Annotated in this window: 15 protein-coding genes and 1 pseudogene; 12 read left to right on the forward strand and 4 right to left on the reverse strand. The window is 66.4% G+C overall.

Annotation, left to right across the window (positions count from 1 at the left end; translation table 11 throughout):
* Positions 1–3 precede the first annotated feature (3 nt).
* Positions 4–786, forward strand: coding sequence for a quinoprotein dehydrogenase-associated SoxYZ-like carrier (locus CKY28_RS06650; protein ID WP_245841654.1), 783 nt, complete (start codon positions 4–6; stop codon positions 784–786).
* On the forward strand, positions 783–1,727 hold the full coding sequence (locus tag CKY28_RS06655) for a quinoprotein relay system zinc metallohydrolase 1 (RefSeq protein ID WP_095997678.1): 945 nt from the start codon (positions 783–785) through the stop codon (positions 1,725–1,727). Before CKY28_RS06650 ends, CKY28_RS06655 begins: the two co-directional genes overlap by 4 nt.
* On the opposite strand, the gene CKY28_RS06660 is transcribed toward CKY28_RS06655, so the two are convergent.
* Together CKY28_RS06660 and CKY28_RS06665 are read right to left on the reverse strand one after the other, a co-directional pair.
* The gene (locus tag CKY28_RS06660) at positions 1,724–4,069 is read right to left on the reverse strand and encodes a TonB-dependent receptor (RefSeq protein ID WP_095997507.1); all 2,346 of its coding nucleotides are present in this window, start codon (positions 4,067–4,069) and stop codon (positions 1,724–1,726) included. The two genes, CKY28_RS06655 and CKY28_RS06660, sit on opposite strands and share 4 nt — an antisense overlap.
* Before the next feature lie 168 nt (positions 4,070–4,237).
* Positions 4,238–4,603 (reverse strand): annotated as a pseudogene (locus CKY28_RS06665) (DUF1223 domain-containing protein); the annotation flags it as partial.
* A gap of 518 nt (positions 4,604–5,121) precedes the next feature.
* On the opposite strand from CKY28_RS06665, the gene CKY28_RS06670 reads away from it, so the two are divergent.
* Positions 5,122–5,640: a hypothetical protein gene (locus CKY28_RS06670; RefSeq protein WP_217989554.1), complete on the forward strand. Its 519-nt coding sequence runs from the start codon at positions 5,122–5,124 to the stop codon at positions 5,638–5,640.
* 152 nt (positions 5,641–5,792) lie between these two features.
* Positions 5,793–7,067, forward strand: coding sequence for an ImmA/IrrE family metallo-endopeptidase (locus tag CKY28_RS06675; RefSeq protein ID WP_095997510.1), 1,275 nt, complete (start codon positions 5,793–5,795; stop codon positions 7,065–7,067).
* Between the two features lie 257 nt (positions 7,068–7,324).
* On the opposite strand, the gene add is transcribed toward CKY28_RS06675, so the two are convergent.
* Positions 7,325–8,278: an adenosine deaminase gene (gene add / locus CKY28_RS06680; protein ID WP_095997511.1), complete on the reverse strand. Its 954-nt coding sequence runs from the start codon at positions 8,276–8,278 to the stop codon at positions 7,325–7,327.
* Positions 8,279–8,345: 67 nt separating this feature from the next.
* On the opposite strand from add, the gene CKY28_RS06685 reads away from it, so the two are divergent.
* Both CKY28_RS06685 and CKY28_RS06690 read left to right on the forward strand, forming a co-directional pair.
* Complete coding sequence (locus CKY28_RS06685; protein WP_095997512.1) at positions 8,346–8,906, forward strand: non-canonical purine NTP pyrophosphatase; 561 nt, start codon at positions 8,346–8,348, stop codon at positions 8,904–8,906.
* Positions 8,899–9,714, forward strand: a complete 816-nt coding sequence (locus tag CKY28_RS06690) for an SIR2 family protein (RefSeq protein ID WP_095997513.1) — start codon at positions 8,899–8,901, stop codon at positions 9,712–9,714. Before CKY28_RS06685 ends, CKY28_RS06690 begins: the two co-directional genes overlap by 8 nt.
* 197 nt (positions 9,715–9,911) lie before the next feature.
* Here CKY28_RS06690 and CKY28_RS06695 read toward each other — a convergent pair whose 3' ends face one another.
* Positions 9,912–11,045 (reverse strand): hypothetical protein, encoded by a 1,134-nt coding sequence (locus CKY28_RS06695; protein WP_217989555.1) that lies wholly within the window; start codon positions 11,043–11,045, stop codon positions 9,912–9,914.
* Positions 11,046–11,284: 239 nt separating this feature from the next.
* Between CKY28_RS06695 and CKY28_RS06700 the strand changes: the two genes are divergently transcribed.
* From CKY28_RS06700 to CKY28_RS06725, 6 genes are all read left to right on the forward strand, one after another.
* Positions 11,285–11,884, forward strand: coding sequence for an RNA polymerase sigma factor (locus CKY28_RS06700; RefSeq protein WP_095997515.1), 600 nt, complete (start codon positions 11,285–11,287; stop codon positions 11,882–11,884).
* A complete protein-coding gene (locus tag CKY28_RS06705) occupies positions 11,881–12,273 on the forward strand; it encodes a hypothetical protein (protein ID WP_095997516.1) in 393 nt (130 codons plus the stop codon). Before CKY28_RS06700 ends, CKY28_RS06705 begins: the two co-directional genes overlap by 4 nt.
* On the forward strand, positions 12,273–13,058 hold the full coding sequence (locus CKY28_RS06710) for a hypothetical protein (RefSeq protein WP_095997517.1): 786 nt from the start codon (positions 12,273–12,275) through the stop codon (positions 13,056–13,058). The genes CKY28_RS06705 and CKY28_RS06710 overlap by 1 nt, the downstream gene beginning before the upstream one ends.
* Positions 13,051–14,229, forward strand: a complete 1,179-nt coding sequence (locus tag CKY28_RS06715) for a hypothetical protein (protein WP_095997518.1) — start codon at positions 13,051–13,053, stop codon at positions 14,227–14,229. Before CKY28_RS06710 ends, CKY28_RS06715 begins: the two co-directional genes overlap by 8 nt.
* 20 nt (positions 14,230–14,249) lie before the next feature.
* Positions 14,250–16,139, forward strand: a complete 1,890-nt coding sequence (locus CKY28_RS06720; protein WP_095997519.1) for an ATP-binding protein — start codon at positions 14,250–14,252, stop codon at positions 16,137–16,139.
* 382 nt (positions 16,140–16,521) lie between these two features.
* Positions 16,522–16,788, forward strand: a complete 267-nt coding sequence (locus CKY28_RS06725; RefSeq protein ID WP_095997520.1) for a hypothetical protein — start codon at positions 16,522–16,524, stop codon at positions 16,786–16,788.
* The last annotated feature ends 192 nt before the right edge of the window (positions 16,789–16,980 follow it).

Here is a 16,980-nt window from a genome sequence, read left to right on the forward strand (position 1 = left end):
GGGATGAAACGGATCGCCGCCGCCCTCGCGCTCGCCGCGCCGTCCGCCGCCGTCGCGGGCCCCTTCCCCGCCGATCCGCTGAACTCGCCCATGTGGGAGTTCGTGGCGGACAAGTATCTGGGCGAGGGCGCGGCCGTCCGCTTCGACCCGCGCGTCAAGGTGACCTTCCCGGAGGTGGCCGAGAACCAGCGCGTCTTCCCCGTCCAGGTCGACGCGCGCGGGATCGCCGACGTCGCCCGCGTCATGATCCTGATCGATCTCAACCCCATCCAGCTGCCGATCGACTATCGGCTGGGCGACGCGGAGGCGTTCGTGTCCACGCGCGTCAAGCTCGACCAGCGCACGCCCGTACGCGGGCTGGTGCAGCTGAAGGACGGGACGTGGCTCGCGTCGGGCGGCTGGATCGACGCGGCGGGCGGCGGCTGCTCCGCCCCGCCCGTCAGCCGCGTCAAGGGCGACTGGGCGCAGCATCTGGGCGAGGTGCGCGGCCGGCTCTGGAGCGGCGCGTCGGGCGCCCGCGTGCAGCTCGCCTTTCGCCATCCGATGGACACGGGGCTCGTCGACAACATCGCCATCTACCATATCGACGACCTCAGGCTGACCGCCGCCGACGGCCGGATGCTGGGCGAGGTCAAGATGCAGGCGGCGGTCGCCGAGGACCCGGTGCTGGCCCTGATGCCGCGCACCCGGCCCGGCGAGGCGGTGCGCTTCGCCGGGCGCGACACCAACGGCGTCGAGTTCGCAGGCACGCTCGAGGCCGGCGGCGGCGCGGTCGCGAGCCGCTGACGACGCGCCGCGCCTTTCTCGCGGGCTCGGGCGCGACGCTCGCCGCGGCCGCGCTGGCGCAGCCGCTCGCCTACCGGCTCCTGCCCGAGCAGGTGGCCGACCGCGCCTGGGTGATCCGCGGCGCCGACACCTATATCGCGCGCGACAACGGCGGCGCCGTCGCCAACATCGCGCTGTTCGCGACCGAGGCGGGCGCGGTGCTCGTCGACGCCGGCCCGTCGCTCCGCTACGGCCAGGCGCTGGCCAAGCTGGCGCGCGAGCTGACGGGGGAGCCGGTCGCGCGCGTCTACCTCACCCACCTTCACCCCGACCACACCTATGGCGACGCGGCGTTCGCGCCCGGGACCATCGCCGCCACCCCCGCGCTCGCCGCCGAGCTCAAGCGCGAGGGGCCCGGCTTCTCCGACGGGATGTACCGCATCCTGGGCGACTGGATGCGCGGCACGGAGCTGCACATGCCGGGGCACGCGGTGACCGCCGAGCGGGAGACGCTGGGCGGCCGCAGCTTCCGCCTGCTCGCGCTGTCGGGCCACTCCGCGTCCGACCTCGCGGTGCTCGACGAGCGCACGGGCACGCTGGTCGCGGGCGACCTCGTCTTCCACGACCGCGCGCCGACCACGCCGCACGCCGACCTCCCCAAGTGGCGCGCCGCGCTCGACACGCTCAAGGGGCTTAGTCACCGGCGCGTGGTGCCAGGCCACGGCCCGCTCGACCCGACGCCCGCGGCAGCGATCGACCAGACGCGCGACTGGCTCGACTGGCTGGAGGGCGCGCTGACGGCGGCGGTGCGCGACGGGCTGGACATGGTGGACGCAGGCCTCATGCCCATTCCCGACCGCTTCGCCCGCCTGAAGGTCGCCCGCTACGAGCTCCAGCGCTCAGTCGCGCATCTCTACCCCGCGCTCGAGGCGCGCGAGTGGCCGAGGGTGGACGGGCGCTAGAAGCGCGCCCTCGCCCCGACACGCACCGAACGCGGCGCGCCGGGCGCGAAGAAGGTGGAACTGCGCACGGGCGCGTCGCCGTCGCCGGGCGGTGCAGCAAACGGACGCTGCACGAAGCGGCCGTCCGCATCGAACGCCGCCGCGCCCAGCTGCGCGCCCGTCGCGTAGTCGCGGTCGAACAGGTTGTCGACGCGCGCGTGGAGCGACAGCCAGCTCGCCGGCCGCATCTCCGCGCCGAGCCCAACGACCGCGTAGCCGCCGCTCCGGCCCGGCCCCAGGTAGAAGACGCCGTCGGGCCGGTGCGCGTTGTTCTCGTTCCCGCGCGCGAACGCGCCGGACGCGGCGTAAAGGTCGGCGGTTAGCGTGAGCGGCGGCGCGGGCGACCAAGCGAGGCTCGCCTTGAACTGGTGACGCGGGATGAGCGGGATGCGGTCGCCGCGCGCGACGTCAATGTTCCCCTCGAAGCCCGGCCCCTCGTCGTTCGCGCTATTGGCCGCGCCGTTCACCGTCTCCGGGCTGCGGAAGGTCGCGTCGAGCAGCGTGTAGTGCGCGGACGCGCTCCACGTCCGCCACTCGACGGCGAGGTCGAGCTCGACCCCCTGCCGACGCGTCCGGCCGAAGTTGCGGAAATAGCCGAAGCCCGACTGCGGCGCGGCGACGAACAGGATATCGTCGCGGTTTTCGGTGCGGAACGCGCCCGCGCGCGCCCGGACGCCGCCCGCGGCGTAGCCCAGCCCGACCTCCAGCGTGCGCGCGACGACCTGGTCGAGCGGCGGGTCGCCCGCCAGCGCGTTGGGCAGGCGGCACGGGCTCTCCGGATCGGCGCAGCCCAGCTCGATCGCGGAGGGGGCGCGGCTCGTCTGCGCCAAGCTCGCGTCGGCCGACAGCGCGGCGGTCGGCGTCCAGCGGACCGACACGGCCGGGTTCAGCCGGTGGAAGTGGTGGTTGCCGTCGAGCGACCCCGGTCCGCCGCCCGGCTGGATCCGGTCGCGGTTGCGCACGACCGTGCGGTCGAACCGCGCCGCCAGATCGACCGTCAGCGCTCGCGAGAGCGTCGCGGAGTCGAGCAGATAGGCGCTCAGCACGCGCGTGCGGCTCCTCAGGTCGACCAACGCCTCGTCGTTCTCCGCGTCCACGCCGTCGACCCCGCGGTCGGGCCGCAGGACGCCGAACTGCGACGACTGGCCGAACCGCGCCCGCCCGTCGACATAGCCCGCGCCCATCGTCACGCGGTGCCCGGGGAACGTCCCGTCCAGCGTCAGCTCGGCCGTGCCGCCCCATTCGCGCTGCCGCGTGCGCGAGCGGTTCAGCAGGCCGTCGCACGCCTCGTCGGCGTCCTCGCCCTCCGCGACCGCCTCCAGGCACGCCTCCTCCGTCGCGTCCTCGTCCTCGCCCAGCACCTCCTCGTTCAGGTCGCCGTTGAGCGTCCGCGTCGTGATCTGGCGACGGAACAGGCCCGTGGACAGCGTCGCGCCCTGACCGAGCCGGTGACGCCCGGTCAGGTTGAGGAGCAGCGCCCGGTTCCGCGTCTTGTCCGGATAGGTGTAGACGCTCTCCCGGTCGCGCCGGAGCAGCGTGAGCTCCTGGAGGCCGTTGCCCGTCAAGTCCGTCGCGGCGTAGGCGGCGGACAACGCGACATCGTGGCGGCCGTCCTCCCAGCCGATCTTACCGAACGCCTGCCCGGCTTCGGACGGCGAGCGGTCGCGCCAACCGTCCTCTCGGAACCCATCGCCGGACGCGAACCAGTGGACCTCGCCCACAGAGCCGCCGGCGCTCGCGCGACCGATCATCCGGTCGAAGGATCCATAGGCGAGCTCCGCACCGAAGCCGGGGTCGGAGCGCCCGTCCTTGGTCCGGATCGAGAGCGCGCCGCCGAGCGAGTTCCGCCCGAAAAGAGGATTGGAGCCCGGCACCAGCGTCAGCGACCGGATTGCGGAGAGCGGGATCAGATCCCAGCTGACGACGTCGCCGAACGGCTGGTTCACGCGCACGCCGTCCAGGTAGACGGACAGACCCTGCGGGGTGCCCAGCAAGGGCGAAGCGGTGAAGCCGCGATAGTTGACGTCGGGCTGGAGCGGGTTGCCCTGCACCTCGTTGACGAACACGCCGCCCACACCGCGCTTAAGATAGTCCGTCAGATCGATGGCCGGGGCGCGGGCAATCTGCTCGTCGGATACGGTCCGCGCGGGAAAGACGAGCGTATCCTCGCCTGGCTCGAACAGCGGCGTCGCGGTGACAACGACGTCCCCGCCCCCATCGCGCGGGTCCTCCACCTGCGCCTGCGCCGCCGACGACGCGATCAGCGCCGCCGCGCCGACACTGAGCCATCTCCCGTTCCTCATCGCGAAGACGCTAACCGGGCGGAACGGGCTTTGCGCATGATACCTTGGTGGGGCTGGACTTCAGGGGATCACGCGCCCGGCAATGATCGCGCCGCCGTCGGCGCCCTTCGCCAGTACGGCCTGACGCAAGCCCGGCCGCACCAGCAGGAAAGTCGCCGCCGTGCCTATCTATCCGCCGAGCCTGCGGAGGGCGCACGCGGCGCTGCGGTCCGCGAGCGCGCGTCCGCCGTTCCGCCCAGCGTGCACGGGCGTGCGGATCGTGCGCGGATCATGTTCGACCAGCCACACCGCCACGTCGCGTGCGCTGCGCGCGTCCGCCCCGATCACGACGCCGCCCGCCCGCAGCGAGATCGCCGGCCCGGCTGCTTGCCTATCGGCGCTGTCGATCGCGCGCGCGAGCGCCGCGTCACCGCGGTACGGCGTTGCGAACCGGCCGTTCACGACGAATTGCGGCGCGCCCGCCTCGCGCTGTCCGGTGCGCGCGTAAGCATATTGCCGCTTGGTCAATTCGGGCCGCGCAAGCGGGTCGCGCCAGCCGAACCGATCTCAATAAATCACCGAGAAGCTGAGCGGCAGTCCGTACGCATCGCCAGCCTTTCCGGCGCCGCATCGGCCGGAGAGAGGCAGCGCAGCCTTGTGCGTGAACAGTTCGACGACAGTGGGATGTCCGCGGTCCGCAGCCGCGACCGGAGCGACACCTGCCGCCCGGCTGGTCAGCACGACGGCCAGAGCGAGGTGCAAACTTCTCATCGAACCTGAGTGACTGAGAGATCACGGGCGGCCGATTAGACCCATCTCTGGACGTTCGAGCCATTGTCGCGGCTGCCTGGAACCGGACACTCGTTCAGCGTCAGGTCTGGGCGACTCTTGGCCGCTTACAGCCGGGCAAAGGAAGGTCGCGAAGGCTAGGTGAGTACATTGTAGGATTATAGCGGATGCGCCTCGCTGGTCCGTCTAGGCCGAAGCGCCCACGAGGCAGCGACTGTAACCACACTTGATCGCTTCGCTGGCGTTGGGCAGGGACGCTCATACGAGGGGGAGCCGGTTTATATATGTCGAAGACCGCCGCTGCGTTTGATCGCTTTCGTAATCAGTACCCAGCTAAGCCGTGCAACATGGATCGTGTCGCCAATGCCGGCGAACTCGTTCAGCTCGGCGAGTTAGACGGATTGCAGCTCTGGAAGGACGGACTGGGGGCGATCAAGGGTGAGCTTCCGATAATCGATCCTAAACCATCGGCTTCCCATCTGTGGGTAGTGCGAACCGACGATGTGGTTCATGCAAGCGAGAATACCCCGTTCGGAGCGAGTCTCGAAAGCAAGGTGATTAAACACAGCAACCTGACCGGCGGCGCGAATGCGCATTGTGGAGGCGAGCTGCTGTTCCTTTGCGATAACGTTATCGCCCTGACCGGCTCGTCCGGGCGTTATGGGCCAAACTCGGCTGCAGAGATGACAGCTGTCGCCCGCGCGTTCCGCGCCTCTGGTTACGGCGTGTGGTCGTACGGCTTCAGCGAAGAGACGATGACTGCTTATAGGTTCGGAGACAAAGATCCGGAGTGGGTGGGTTGAACGATATAGTGGATCCGAGCGAATTGGATCGCGTCTTTGGAGCATCCTCGTCGGGGGCTACTCCTTTGGCGCGCGCGCTTTCCTCGGACAGGCTCTATGTTCGAGGGCAGGCTCAGGTTGCGGAAGATAGACCAGAGGCAACTGGGCTACGAATGAATGCCACTCAGGTGCTGCGGAGCTTCGGCTACGAAGCACTGCGTGCAATCGCCGAGGATGGAGCGTTCCAAATTACATCTGCACGAGAGGAACCCGCTCGTACGCTTCTGGCACGTCGGGAGCAGCTTGGACTCGATCATCGTCAAGTGGCCCGTGCGGCCGATCTCACGCCAGCCAAGGTAGCAAAGGCCGAAACGCCCGGGCAGGTCACGCCAATACGTGAACTGCAGCGATTGGGTCAGACACTTGCGTTGGACGAGCAAGTTCTAGGCTTCATTCCGGGTGCCGGCGGTGACGAGGAACTGGGAGTGCGTCTTCGCACACTGTCGCGCAATCGAGAGGATGCGCCGGTTCTATCGGTTAATCTTGTCTTGCAACTTGCCGAAGCCGCGTGGGTAATTGCACGCGAGCGTGAATTGGCTGAGCTGCTGGGCGATGTTCCCGAGGTTTATCTTGGTGAGGAGTGGGACGATGACTATTATGCCCCAGTATTCGAGAAGGGTTACAGACTAGCAGAGCGAACGAGATCAGAGCTAGGTTTGCCGGAGCATGAGCCAGTTCGAAGTCTTCGTGAAATTCTCCGTCGACTCGACATCCCTCTTATACAGGTTGAGATGGGTGCAACCTTCGCGGGTGCAACGGTTTCGAACGGCGCTTCGCGTGGTGTCATTGTAAATACCCAGGGTGCTAATCAGAATGTCTGGGTGCGTCGCATGACAGCAGCCCATGAGCTTGGGCATATTCTTTGGGATCCGCCGTCGCGCCTTGGCCGGGTCCGGGTAGATACCTTCGACGAAATACAGCAATTATCGGGCGATCAGGTTGAGACGCGAGCCAATGCTTTCGCAATTGCGTTCCTTGCTCCCCCACGTGCGGTCGAGCGGCTCTATGATGAGCTAAGCGATTACGCGACAATGATTGCAGTACTGATGGACCGGTTTGGCCTGAGCTTCACCGCAGCGCGACTTCACCTGGCAAACGTGATCAAGAACCGACGCGGCGTTGTTCTGAACCTTCAGAATGTGAAGGGCGGGAAGATGCCGAGGCCGTCGGAGGATTGGCAGATTCGTGAAGACTGGACTAATGACTTTTATCCTGTCGCGACTGTTCCGATAACTCGGCGAGGAACGTTTGGCGCTCGTGTTGCAAGGGCGGTGCGCGAGAGGCTATTGACGCTCGACATCGCTGCCGAGTGGCTGCGTTCAAGGCCCGATGACATTTCTGGTAAGATCGAGGAACTTGTCAGTTTAGAAAGACAGTCTGCGACTTGAGCCAAGATCGACCCGCCACCTTCAATTCTATAAGCGATGAAGATACTTCAAGCATTAGTGTTCGGTGTTGGAAAGATGTATTAGATCGTGGTATAGCGAGGCATATCGCGCTCAAGAGCATTTCTTTCCTCTCACCAGCAACTTGACCCAGAATCGGTCACTGAGATTGCCATTCTGCTCATCAAGCTTCGGCCGTTCGTCCAAATTGGTCGTCTCAGCGCCGATTGGCCGCTTCACAAGGACGCCCTTCGCCCGCCTCACAAACGGCCTAGAAGCCTCGCCTTCGTTGTCTCATCGCAAAACGCCGCCGCGATAGCGGCGCGGGTGATCCTCGCCTCGATATTCGGGTCGCTAATCGCGCGCTTCGCCAACTCGTATTCTCTCGCAGGCGTAGTTGAAAAGAACCCGGGATCATCAGTCCCGAGCGTTAATACGCAGCCCGCCTCCGCCAGTGCCGCAATTGGATGCTCGCCGATGTCTGAGCAGACGCCGAGCGCGATATTGCTTGTAAGGCAAACTTCCAGCGGGACGCCGAGCCGGGCCAAGGCAGCCATCACCGCTTGAGACTCGGCCGCGCGCACGCCATGACCTACGCGGTCAAGGCCGAGCGCCTCAATTGCAGGAAGGATTGTCTCTGGCCCGAGGTGCTCGCCAGCGTGGGCGGTCGCCTTGAGACCTTCCGAGCGCGCGATGGCGAACGCCGGGCGGAAGTCCGCCGCATCATGCATCCGTTCGTTGCCGGTCAATCCGAATCCAACCAATCGTGGCGACCGGCACGCGATGGCAATCTGCGCCGAGTCGATCGCCGCATCGGGCCCAAGCTGTCGGACGGCGGTCGCGATCACGCAGCATTCAATGCCGGTCAGCTCGCGTGCCCGGTCAGCGGCGCGATCGACCGCTGCCAGCTGGTCGGCGAAGGAGATGCCGACACGCCGTTCGTGCGGCGGCGAGAGCATAAATTCGACATAGGCCGTGCCGGCGCATCCGACGCGGACGAGGTGCTCATACGTGACCTCCTCAATATCGCGAGCGGTGCGGATTGCGGCCGCTACCTCGTCGTAGACTCGCAGAAAGGAGGGAAAATCGTGCCAGCCGTAGCCTGGCGCGCGAAGCGTCCCCTCGCGTATCGCCACGCCGTTCCGCCGCGCCAAGCGATTAACGGTGGCCGGGGCGATGGTGCCGCGAAGATGGACGTGAAGATCGACGTACATGGGCGAGGCGACTAGGGTAGGTCGTCCTTAATTGTAACCGGCGCCAAGCGCTGCGCGAAAGCCGATTATGACGCCGATCCGATTCCTTTCCAGGAACGAGCACAAGACGGCCGAGGCCGCCCGAATACTTGCTGGCGCGGACGTGAAGGTCGTCCCTATACACTTCCCTCTAACCGAGCTCCAGACAGACGACGTGGCCGCGCTCGTACGGGACAAGACGCTCAAGGCATTCTACAAGGTGGGTCGCCCGCTGTTCGTTGAGCAAACCGGTCTTTTCCTCGACCGGCTTGAGGGCCTGCCTGGTGGCCTAACCCAGGTCTTCTGGGACGCGCTCGGCCCCGATCGAGTCAGCTCGCTGTTCGGCCAGGGCGAGGGCACGGGCGTGATCGCACGCACCCGGATCGGCTTTTGTGACGGACGCACGATACATCAGTTTGAGGGCGAAATCCGTGGGCGGATTGCCGCCGAACCCCGAGGCGACCGAGCCTTCCAGTGGGATTGCGTCTTTATTCCGGACGGCTTCGAACAAACCTTTTCAGAAATGGGTGAGAATAAGGATGAGATCTCGATGCGCAGACGCGCCCTCGACGCCTTCGTGCAATTCCTGAAGGGGGGCACACGTGCTTGAGGACCTCGCCAGGCAGATCCGCGATCGCAAAGTTGTCTTATTTGCCGGGGCCGGCCTGTCCGCCCAGCTCGACCTGCCTACCTGGAGCGGTCTTATGGCTCATATGGCGAGAGAACTGGGCTACGATCCCGACGTCCTGATTAGACCGGGTGCCGACTATCTCCAGATTGCCGAGTACTATCGCTTGGAGAAGGGCAGGCTTGGTCCGCTCCGAAGCTGGATGGACCGGAGCTGGCATGTAGAGGACGACCGTCTTCGGTCGTCCCGTGTCCACAATCAGATCGTCGACCTAGACTTCCCCTTCATCTACACGACGAATTACGACCGCAACATTGAGCGAGCGTTCGATCTTCGGGGCAAAAAGTATTCCAAGATCGTCGCTATGCTCGACGTCGCAGAGGCTCAGGCCGAACTACCCCATATTGTAAAGTTTCATGGCGACTTCGATGATGACGAGTCGCTCGTGCTAACCGAGTCGGATTATTTCGAGCGGCTCGACTTCGACACCCTTCTAGACGTCAAATTTCACGCAGATGTGCTCGGCAGGAGTATTCTATTCGTTGGCTACAGTATTTCCGACCTTAACCTCAGGCTGCTACTTTTCCGGTTACAGCGCCTCTGGAAGCGGTCCGGCCAGGCAGAACGCCGCCCAAAGTCGTATATATTCCTGATGCGCCCCGACCCGGTACAGGAAAGCGTGTTCGCGAGTCGTGGCCTCACGCCGCTGATCTACGATGGCGAAGCTACGTCTGACCCGCTCGCCGACTTGTTCGACCAGCTACTTCAGATCGTGCGCAACAAGGTGTGAGGTACTGTATTTGATTGAGGAACACCTGCTCGTCAGAGATACGTGAACCTCACGCAACCGCGCGCGGAACCATGATAAGCAACCCCATTTTTAGACGTCCGGGGCAGCTAGACTGTAATCTGAAACCGGCCATTCGTTCGCGTGAGGTACTGAATGTGTCCGGCACTTACCAATCTCACGTGCCGACGCGGCCCGGCTCAGTTCGGGCGAAGCGACATGATCGTCTCGGTCCGCATGCGTTTGGAGAGGGTTCCGGCGCTCAGGGGTAAGTAGCGGTGCTGCGGCGGAAGATCTCGTTCGAACCGCTCGACCACCTCTAAACCGGCGAGCCGACCCGCCGCCGCGAGGGCCTCGGCGTTGTTGACGTACACACCCCTCAGGCACGAGTTCCCCATGACAAACGTTGCCTCGCCGCTCGTCGTGAGCACGCGGCGTACCTCGCGCATCATGCCGCGCAGGTCGGTAGCATAGCGATCGATCATGCGTCGTTCGCGTCTAGGAAGCTCATGGACGGGTCCCATCGCCGTCCGGATCGGGTCGTCCTCGCGGTTCTGCTCCGCTCCGCGCTCGGTTCCGACCGAGGTGCCGCGCACCCCGCGCAGGTCGGAGATGCGATGGCCAAACCAGACCAGGGACATGCGATGGCCGCGCATGTAATCGATTGCGTTCAAGTAAGGTGGGGAAGTGAGGACGGTGCTGACCGATGCATCCGCGATGTCGAGGTTGCGGCAGTCGCCCTGTATAACTTGCGCAAACCGACGTAGCGGACGTTCACGGAGCCGGCGTCTAACCCAAGCGACGGAACGGTCGAACTGCGCCACTACGTCGAAGTCGTTGTCGAGCGCGACGCGATGCGGCCGGCTGTGGGCGGTGTCGCGCGCGAGGGACGCCCCGTTCTCCTTGACGATGATAAGGCGGCTGAGCGCCAGGCGCAGGACGTCCAGCGCCATCGCGCCGGGCGTCTCTCTTTCTAGATCGGCGATGACGCGGGCGAGGCGGCGCAGGGCGTCGCGCTGCCTGGGCGCGAACCAGAACTCGACGAAGCGCGTCGTCTCGGCATCCTCGTCGATCCACTCCAGCGTCTCCGGCGCGCCGATCCGCCGAGCGACCGACGCGACGTGCCCGCCCGCGAGATCGACCGACCGGTCGTCGACCGCTCCGGCGGAAACGCGGCTCAGCATAACTGCAAGGGGATCGACGTCCACGCCGATCGCGCGGTGCCCGGCCGCGCAGGCCTGCTGGATCACCGTCCCCGATCCGGTCATCGGATCTAGCACGATGCTGTTCGGCTGCAGGCGCACCAGCCTGTCGAGCGCGAGGTCGGGCGCCATGCGCGCCGGAAACGGATGAAGCGGACGCGGCACCTTTTCTTTCCCCCCAATGATCACTCTTGGTGACAACCGGACGAATGGCAACGGCCTCAAGGTGACGTGCCTGCGTGTGGGGTACGGGAACGGCGTTCCGCAAGATTTTTTTATCGGTCGCGTCCGAGAACGTCGACGAGCGGTGGATAAGTACAGGAGAAACGATCGCGGGCATCGACGGACTGGAGCGCCATGGAGATCAGCGGATGACGAACGACGAGTTGCTCACCCTCCACGGTCGCCTGGTCGGAGGTGAACTCCAGGTCGCCTCCAGGATCGTGGAGCGAGTGCTGCCTCGCCTGGTCGCGACCGTGCGGAGCACCGTGCCCGAACTGCACGACCGGCAGGATGCGGAGGAGGCCAGCCTTGAGGCCCTGCTCCGCTACCTCGAAGCCCCGCAGCGCTATCAGCCCGGCAAGGCCCAGCTCACCACGTGGCTGGCGCATGTAGCACGGCAGTATGCGCTCAATCTGAAACGCGGGCAGGCGCGGCGCCACGGGCACGAGTCGGACGCCGCGGCGACGTTCGCCGCCCAGCGTGAGGTGGACGATTTGCGGCCTGCGGAGGAGCGCATGCTCCAGGATCTGGAATGGTCCAATCTCCGCGACCGCTTCCACGCGCGGCTGTTCAAGGACGAGGGCGATCGCGACGTGTTCGCGCTCATGTCCAAGGGTGAAGTCGATCCCGCGCTCCACGCCCGCATGCTCGGGCTGCCCGACGACGAGAGCGGATGGAACGAAGCCGCGACTCGGGTCGAGCGGATGCGGGGCCGCATACGCCGCATCGGTAGGGAGAACGCATCATGAGCGAGAATGAGGACGTGACGATGGAGGTTCCGGCCGAGGTGGAGCGCTTGGGCGGCCTGCTGGCACGGGCGGCCCGGTCCCGCTCCGGCCTGATCGCGAGCGCGCTCGCGGTCTGGGAGCGCGCAAACCCGGACCGCCCCGTGGCCGCGCTGCTGGGGTGCGGCGACGAGGCGCTGTGGCGCGTGGCTGTGACCCCGCGGCCGGGTGGGCGGGATATGGCGGCGCAGGCCCAGCGGATCGCCGCCGAGCTCGGCGTCAACGTCATGGGCCTTCTCAACATCCTGCGCTTCGCCGAGACAACCGCGCGCTTCGAGACGGCCAACGACGATGGCGAGCTCTTGATGGCGGCGCTTGACGCCGAGGACGACGGCGAGGGAGACGACCGCTGATGCGGTTCGACGCCGCTTTCGTGGCGGATCGGATCGTGGAGGGTCTGCAGGAGGCGCGGGGCGTGTTCCCGCGCGACCTCGAGCGCGCTGCCCTGTTCGGCTTGCCGGTCAGCGTGCTGACCGTCGCCGAACTTACCACCACGGCAATCGAGAACCGCCTCGGACGCGTCCTCGCGCGCCTGGGGCGGGGCGTGGCGAAGCGTCGGCTTCGGGGCTGCCTGGTGGCCCTGGGCGGAATGGGATACGTGTTCCTGGACGAGGACGACCCCGCCGCCATGCGCTTCGCGCTCGGGCATGAGCTCGCCCATTTCGTCGGGCACTACCAGGATCGCCGGAACGAGGCGGTCGCCAGGCTGGGCGAGGGTATCCTGGAGGTGCTGGACGGCGCCCGCGAACCGACCTGGGAGGAGCGGCTGGGCGGCCTGCTGGCCCATTGTCCGCTCGGGGTCTTCGGGGACGCGATGGTCCGAGACGGTTCGCAGGCGGTCGACGCGCTCACCGAGCGCATGGAGGCGGAAGCGGACGAAGCGGCTTTTCTGGCGCTGGCTCCTCCGGGCCGGGTGATCGCCGCAGCGGTGAGGGCGGAGGGCGTCGCCGACCGGCAGGCCGTTGAAGCCGCCCTCGCCCGTGACTTCGGGCTGACCGCGGCCGACGCGGTGCGGCACGCGCCTAGAGTCCTGGCCGTCGTCGCGCGCAGCCGGCCGACGCTCGTCGGACGTCTGCGGCAGGCCGCAGGCCGGGCCGGGGCGGCCCATCGCAAAGGCGAGGAGGCATCTCATGGCTGATCGCGACGAGTCGCCGTCCGGCGCGCGGACGGCGACGTCGGCGTCTCCCGCCGGGCGGAGCTATCTCGAGGCAACGGGCGAGCGGATCGAGCAGACGCTCGACATCGACTCCTGGGATCCGGCGCACAAGGTGGCCGAGCAGTTCGACCGCCTCCAGAATGAGATCGTCCGCGCCCAGATCTCGGAATTGGAGACCCGTCGGGACATCCGGGCGCGCATCTTTCCACTCCTGGGCGACCAGCCGGGCGCGCCCGCCTGCGCCGGCGTTCACGGTGTCGCCCTGGACGACCTGCGCCAGGTGCAGAGGCAGCTGCTGTTCAGCGGGCACGTCCAGGCCGTCGACGGCGCCTCGGTAGTCCACGAGACGCTGCCGATCACCATCGTCCAGACGGCCGTCGCGCTCGCCAATTACTTGGGCGAACACGGTACGTGGGGTCATCGCATCTTCCAGAAGGATCTAAAGGTGTCGGGGCAGGACCCGATCGAGCGGACCATGGCGCTGCTCGAGCGCAGGGCGGAGGCGGATGAGGCGGACGGCTCCGGCATCTCGGACATGCTGCGGCGCGGGCTCATGGCTAACGCGGAGCTCGCGGTGCTGGCCTCCAAGGCTAACGCGCCGTGGCGGATGGGGCATGGGCACCCGCTGCCCAAGGAGCTGCTCACGGGTGCCGGCATGCCCGAGCTTATCGAGTTGTCGGTGCCGCTCTTCCGCAAGCTGCTGCTTGAGCACCGCCGGTTCGTCTACCTTCCTCGTGGAACACGGAGCAGGCTCCTGCAGACGATCGGCGACGCGCTGGTGCCGCTGGAGTTCGCCATCGTGGAAGACGTGTCGGGCTATCTAAACGACGTGATCGAGGGCGGCCACTACGGGCAAGGCAAGTTCCAAGCCGCCAAGCGGCTGCTCGACGACTTCAAGGCGGAGGCGTCCGCCCGGATCGTGGTGGGCGCGTTCCGCGTCTCTCCGCACTCGTCTAGCCAAATCTTCTACGCGCACGCCGACTTCGCGGCGGAGGCGGCCGTGGTCGCGATGGCGGACGCGATCCTGGTCGAACCGAGGGGCTTCCCCATGCTCCTCGATCTGGCGGGCGGCATCTGCCGCGATCTCTTTCCGCCCGACGCGATCTTGCGTCCGGCCGCGGCGCTTTACGCGCGCGCGACCATGGGCGTCTGAACCGAAGCGAGGAGACGAAGATGGGCACGATGGTACGCGGAGGCGCACCGGTCGCGGTCGGGACCGACGGCGCGGAGAAGCGGGCGGTCCCGGTCGAGCGGTCGTCGTTGGGACAGGAGGCAGTCCGTCGGCTGACGGAGCTTGCCGAGGACCTGGGCGGCGTGCGCGAGCTGCCCGCGGCGTACGACGGTTCGTTCGGGCGGACGCTGTTCGACACGCCGGGCAGCGCCGACGGAACAATTACGGTGGTCATGGGGCCTGCGGAGATCGAGCGGATCACGTCGCAGGCGCTGGTGCGGATCAGGAGTCATCCGGACGGGCGGCGGTATGTCGGCACCGTGGCCGCGGGCCCGTTCTACGACCCGGACGGCATCAGCGCCGAGTCGACCGCGATGGTGATCTCGGCGGTGAACGGCGCGATCGGCATGCCCGGCCATCACGGACGCATCGTGGTCCACATCCTGGGCGAGGAGAGCGAGGGTCGGATCGGACCCGCGAACCGGCGACCGGTACCCAACTCGCCCGTGTTCACCGTAGGCGACGAGGAGATGGCCGAAATCCTCGGGCTGGAGGGCGACTTCGCGATCGGCCGCGTGATGGGGCACGAGTCCGTCGAGGTGCCGATACCGGTCCACAGGAAGTCGGTCCTCTATCGGCACACGGGGGTGCTGGGCACGACCGGAGGCGGCAAGTCGACCACCATCACCAACTTTGCGGCCGGGCTCTCGGGCCAGGGCGCGGCGGTGATCCTGCTGGACACTGAGGGCGAGTACACCACCATGTACGAGCGCACCAACGACGCGGACATGCTCGCACTCGCAGAGCGCCAAGGGATCAGGGGCGGGGGCGTGGAGAACACGCACGTGCTTACCCTAGTCGGCAGGGAGCCCAGCAACCCCGAACATCCGAGCTCGGCCGAGTTCGCGCTCGACTTCTCCGTGCTCTCGCCGTGGGCGCTGATCGAGATCCTCGGGATGAACGACGCGCAGCAGGGCCGCTTCCTCGCCGCCTACGACATCGCGCGGCGGCTGCTGAACGAACTCGGCATCTTTCCGGAGAAGAGGAACGGCGCTGAGGAGGAGGCAGCGATGGACTGGGACGAACTCGACTCCGGCTATCCGCGGCTTAGGCTCGACGTGCTCATCGACGTGGTCGCGGCCTGCATCGGCAGCGTGTCGAGGACTCCGAACGAGTTCTGGGCGAGCCCGACGTTCAGGAACAACTCGAAAAACCAGCGCGTCCTGGACGATCTGGTCGGCCGCGCCCAGCTCGAGACGAACGCGGCGAGCTGGAAGAAGGTGTCGGGCCTGCTGTGGCGCCTGCAGCGGCTGAAGATCTTCGATCGCGCACCGGCCCTGAACCTAGACGTGCGCAAGATGCTCGAGCCCGGCCGGATCAACATTGTCGATCTGTCCGACCTGGACAGCCCCGTCCTGCGCAATCTCGCGATCGCGCAGATCCTGCGGCAGCTGCAGGCGGTACAGGAGGCGGCGTACGCCGCGGCCACGGAGGAGGGGCGCACGCCCACGCCCGTCAACGTGATTGTGGAGGAGGCGCACGAGTTCCTGTCCACGTCGCGGATCAAGCAGATGCCGATCCTCTACGAGCAGGTGGCCCGCATCGCGAAGCGTGGACGCAAGCGCTGGCTGGGGCTGACCTTTGTGACTCAGCTGCCGCAGAACCTCCCAGACGAGGTCCTGGCGCTCATCAACAACTGGGTGCTGCACAAGGTGCAGGATGAAAGCGTTGTGAGCCGCCTGCGGCGCACAATTCCCTCGATCGACCAGGCGATGTGGCGCGCTCTGGCCTCCCTGCAGCCGGGTCAGGCCGTGATCAGCCTCGCGCACATGCGTCGCCCGATCATGACACAGATTCTGCCGTCAACCGCGAGACTGCGCCTTGAAAGCTGACGCGCGGGCGCGAAGTGTAGTTGTTTTCATGAGCTTGAAGGGTGCATGCCGGAGCTGTGAACTCCAGACCGGGCCGAAAGTCCCCATCAGCGACATGCGTTTACGCCATTCGCCCGATGTATGAATGAAGGGCAGCTAACCGTAGTCCCCTGACCGAAAGCGGTCGGGCGGGAGTCCACCAATCCTAGGCTTAACTAGCGCGGTGCACATCCTGCCTTTTCCGAGCCGGTCTCTCCCGACGCACCATCCTTCCCCGGCGGGGAGTTCTGCGTGTGAGTCATGCGCCTTTCGTCGCCGACGAGACCGCAAGCCGTCGGAACCCTACACCGCTCCTTTGCGCTTACCCGGACCTAGCCGTGAAGGCTGGACGTTGGAGGACGACATGGCGGAAGCGACCTGGGGTGATGCGAACACGCCGCCGGACATCGACTGGCGGATGAGCGCGTCGCTTCAGAACGTGCCGCGCGGCGGCGAAGAGGTAGCCGAGGTGACCAGCCTCGAATCCGCCGTACGCGCATGGCTCGAGCTCGATGATGAGCACCAGGTAGCCGCCCTACTCACGCCGGAGCACCCGATTCGGCTGAATGAAGGAGCTCCGCTCGCGCACTTCTCCGGAGAGGGCATTCGTGCGCTGGCAGATCGCCTGTAGGCGGCCGGCTAGCTTCGGACATGGTGTCTAGCGGCGTGATCACCCGAGTTCACCCGACGCCGACCTGATCGGGACCTCGCGGCAGTCACTAGCCAGTCTCGGTCGGAACGTGAAAGGAGGAGGCCATGCTTCGCGTTCCTGAGCTCACGACCGCACTCGCTCTTATCCTCACTGGCTGTACCCCACCTGGCA

It is taken from the genome of Sphingomonas lenta (assembly GCF_002288825.1).
Classification (GTDB): Bacteria; Pseudomonadota; Alphaproteobacteria; order Sphingomonadales; family Sphingomonadaceae; genus Sphingomonas; species Sphingomonas lenta.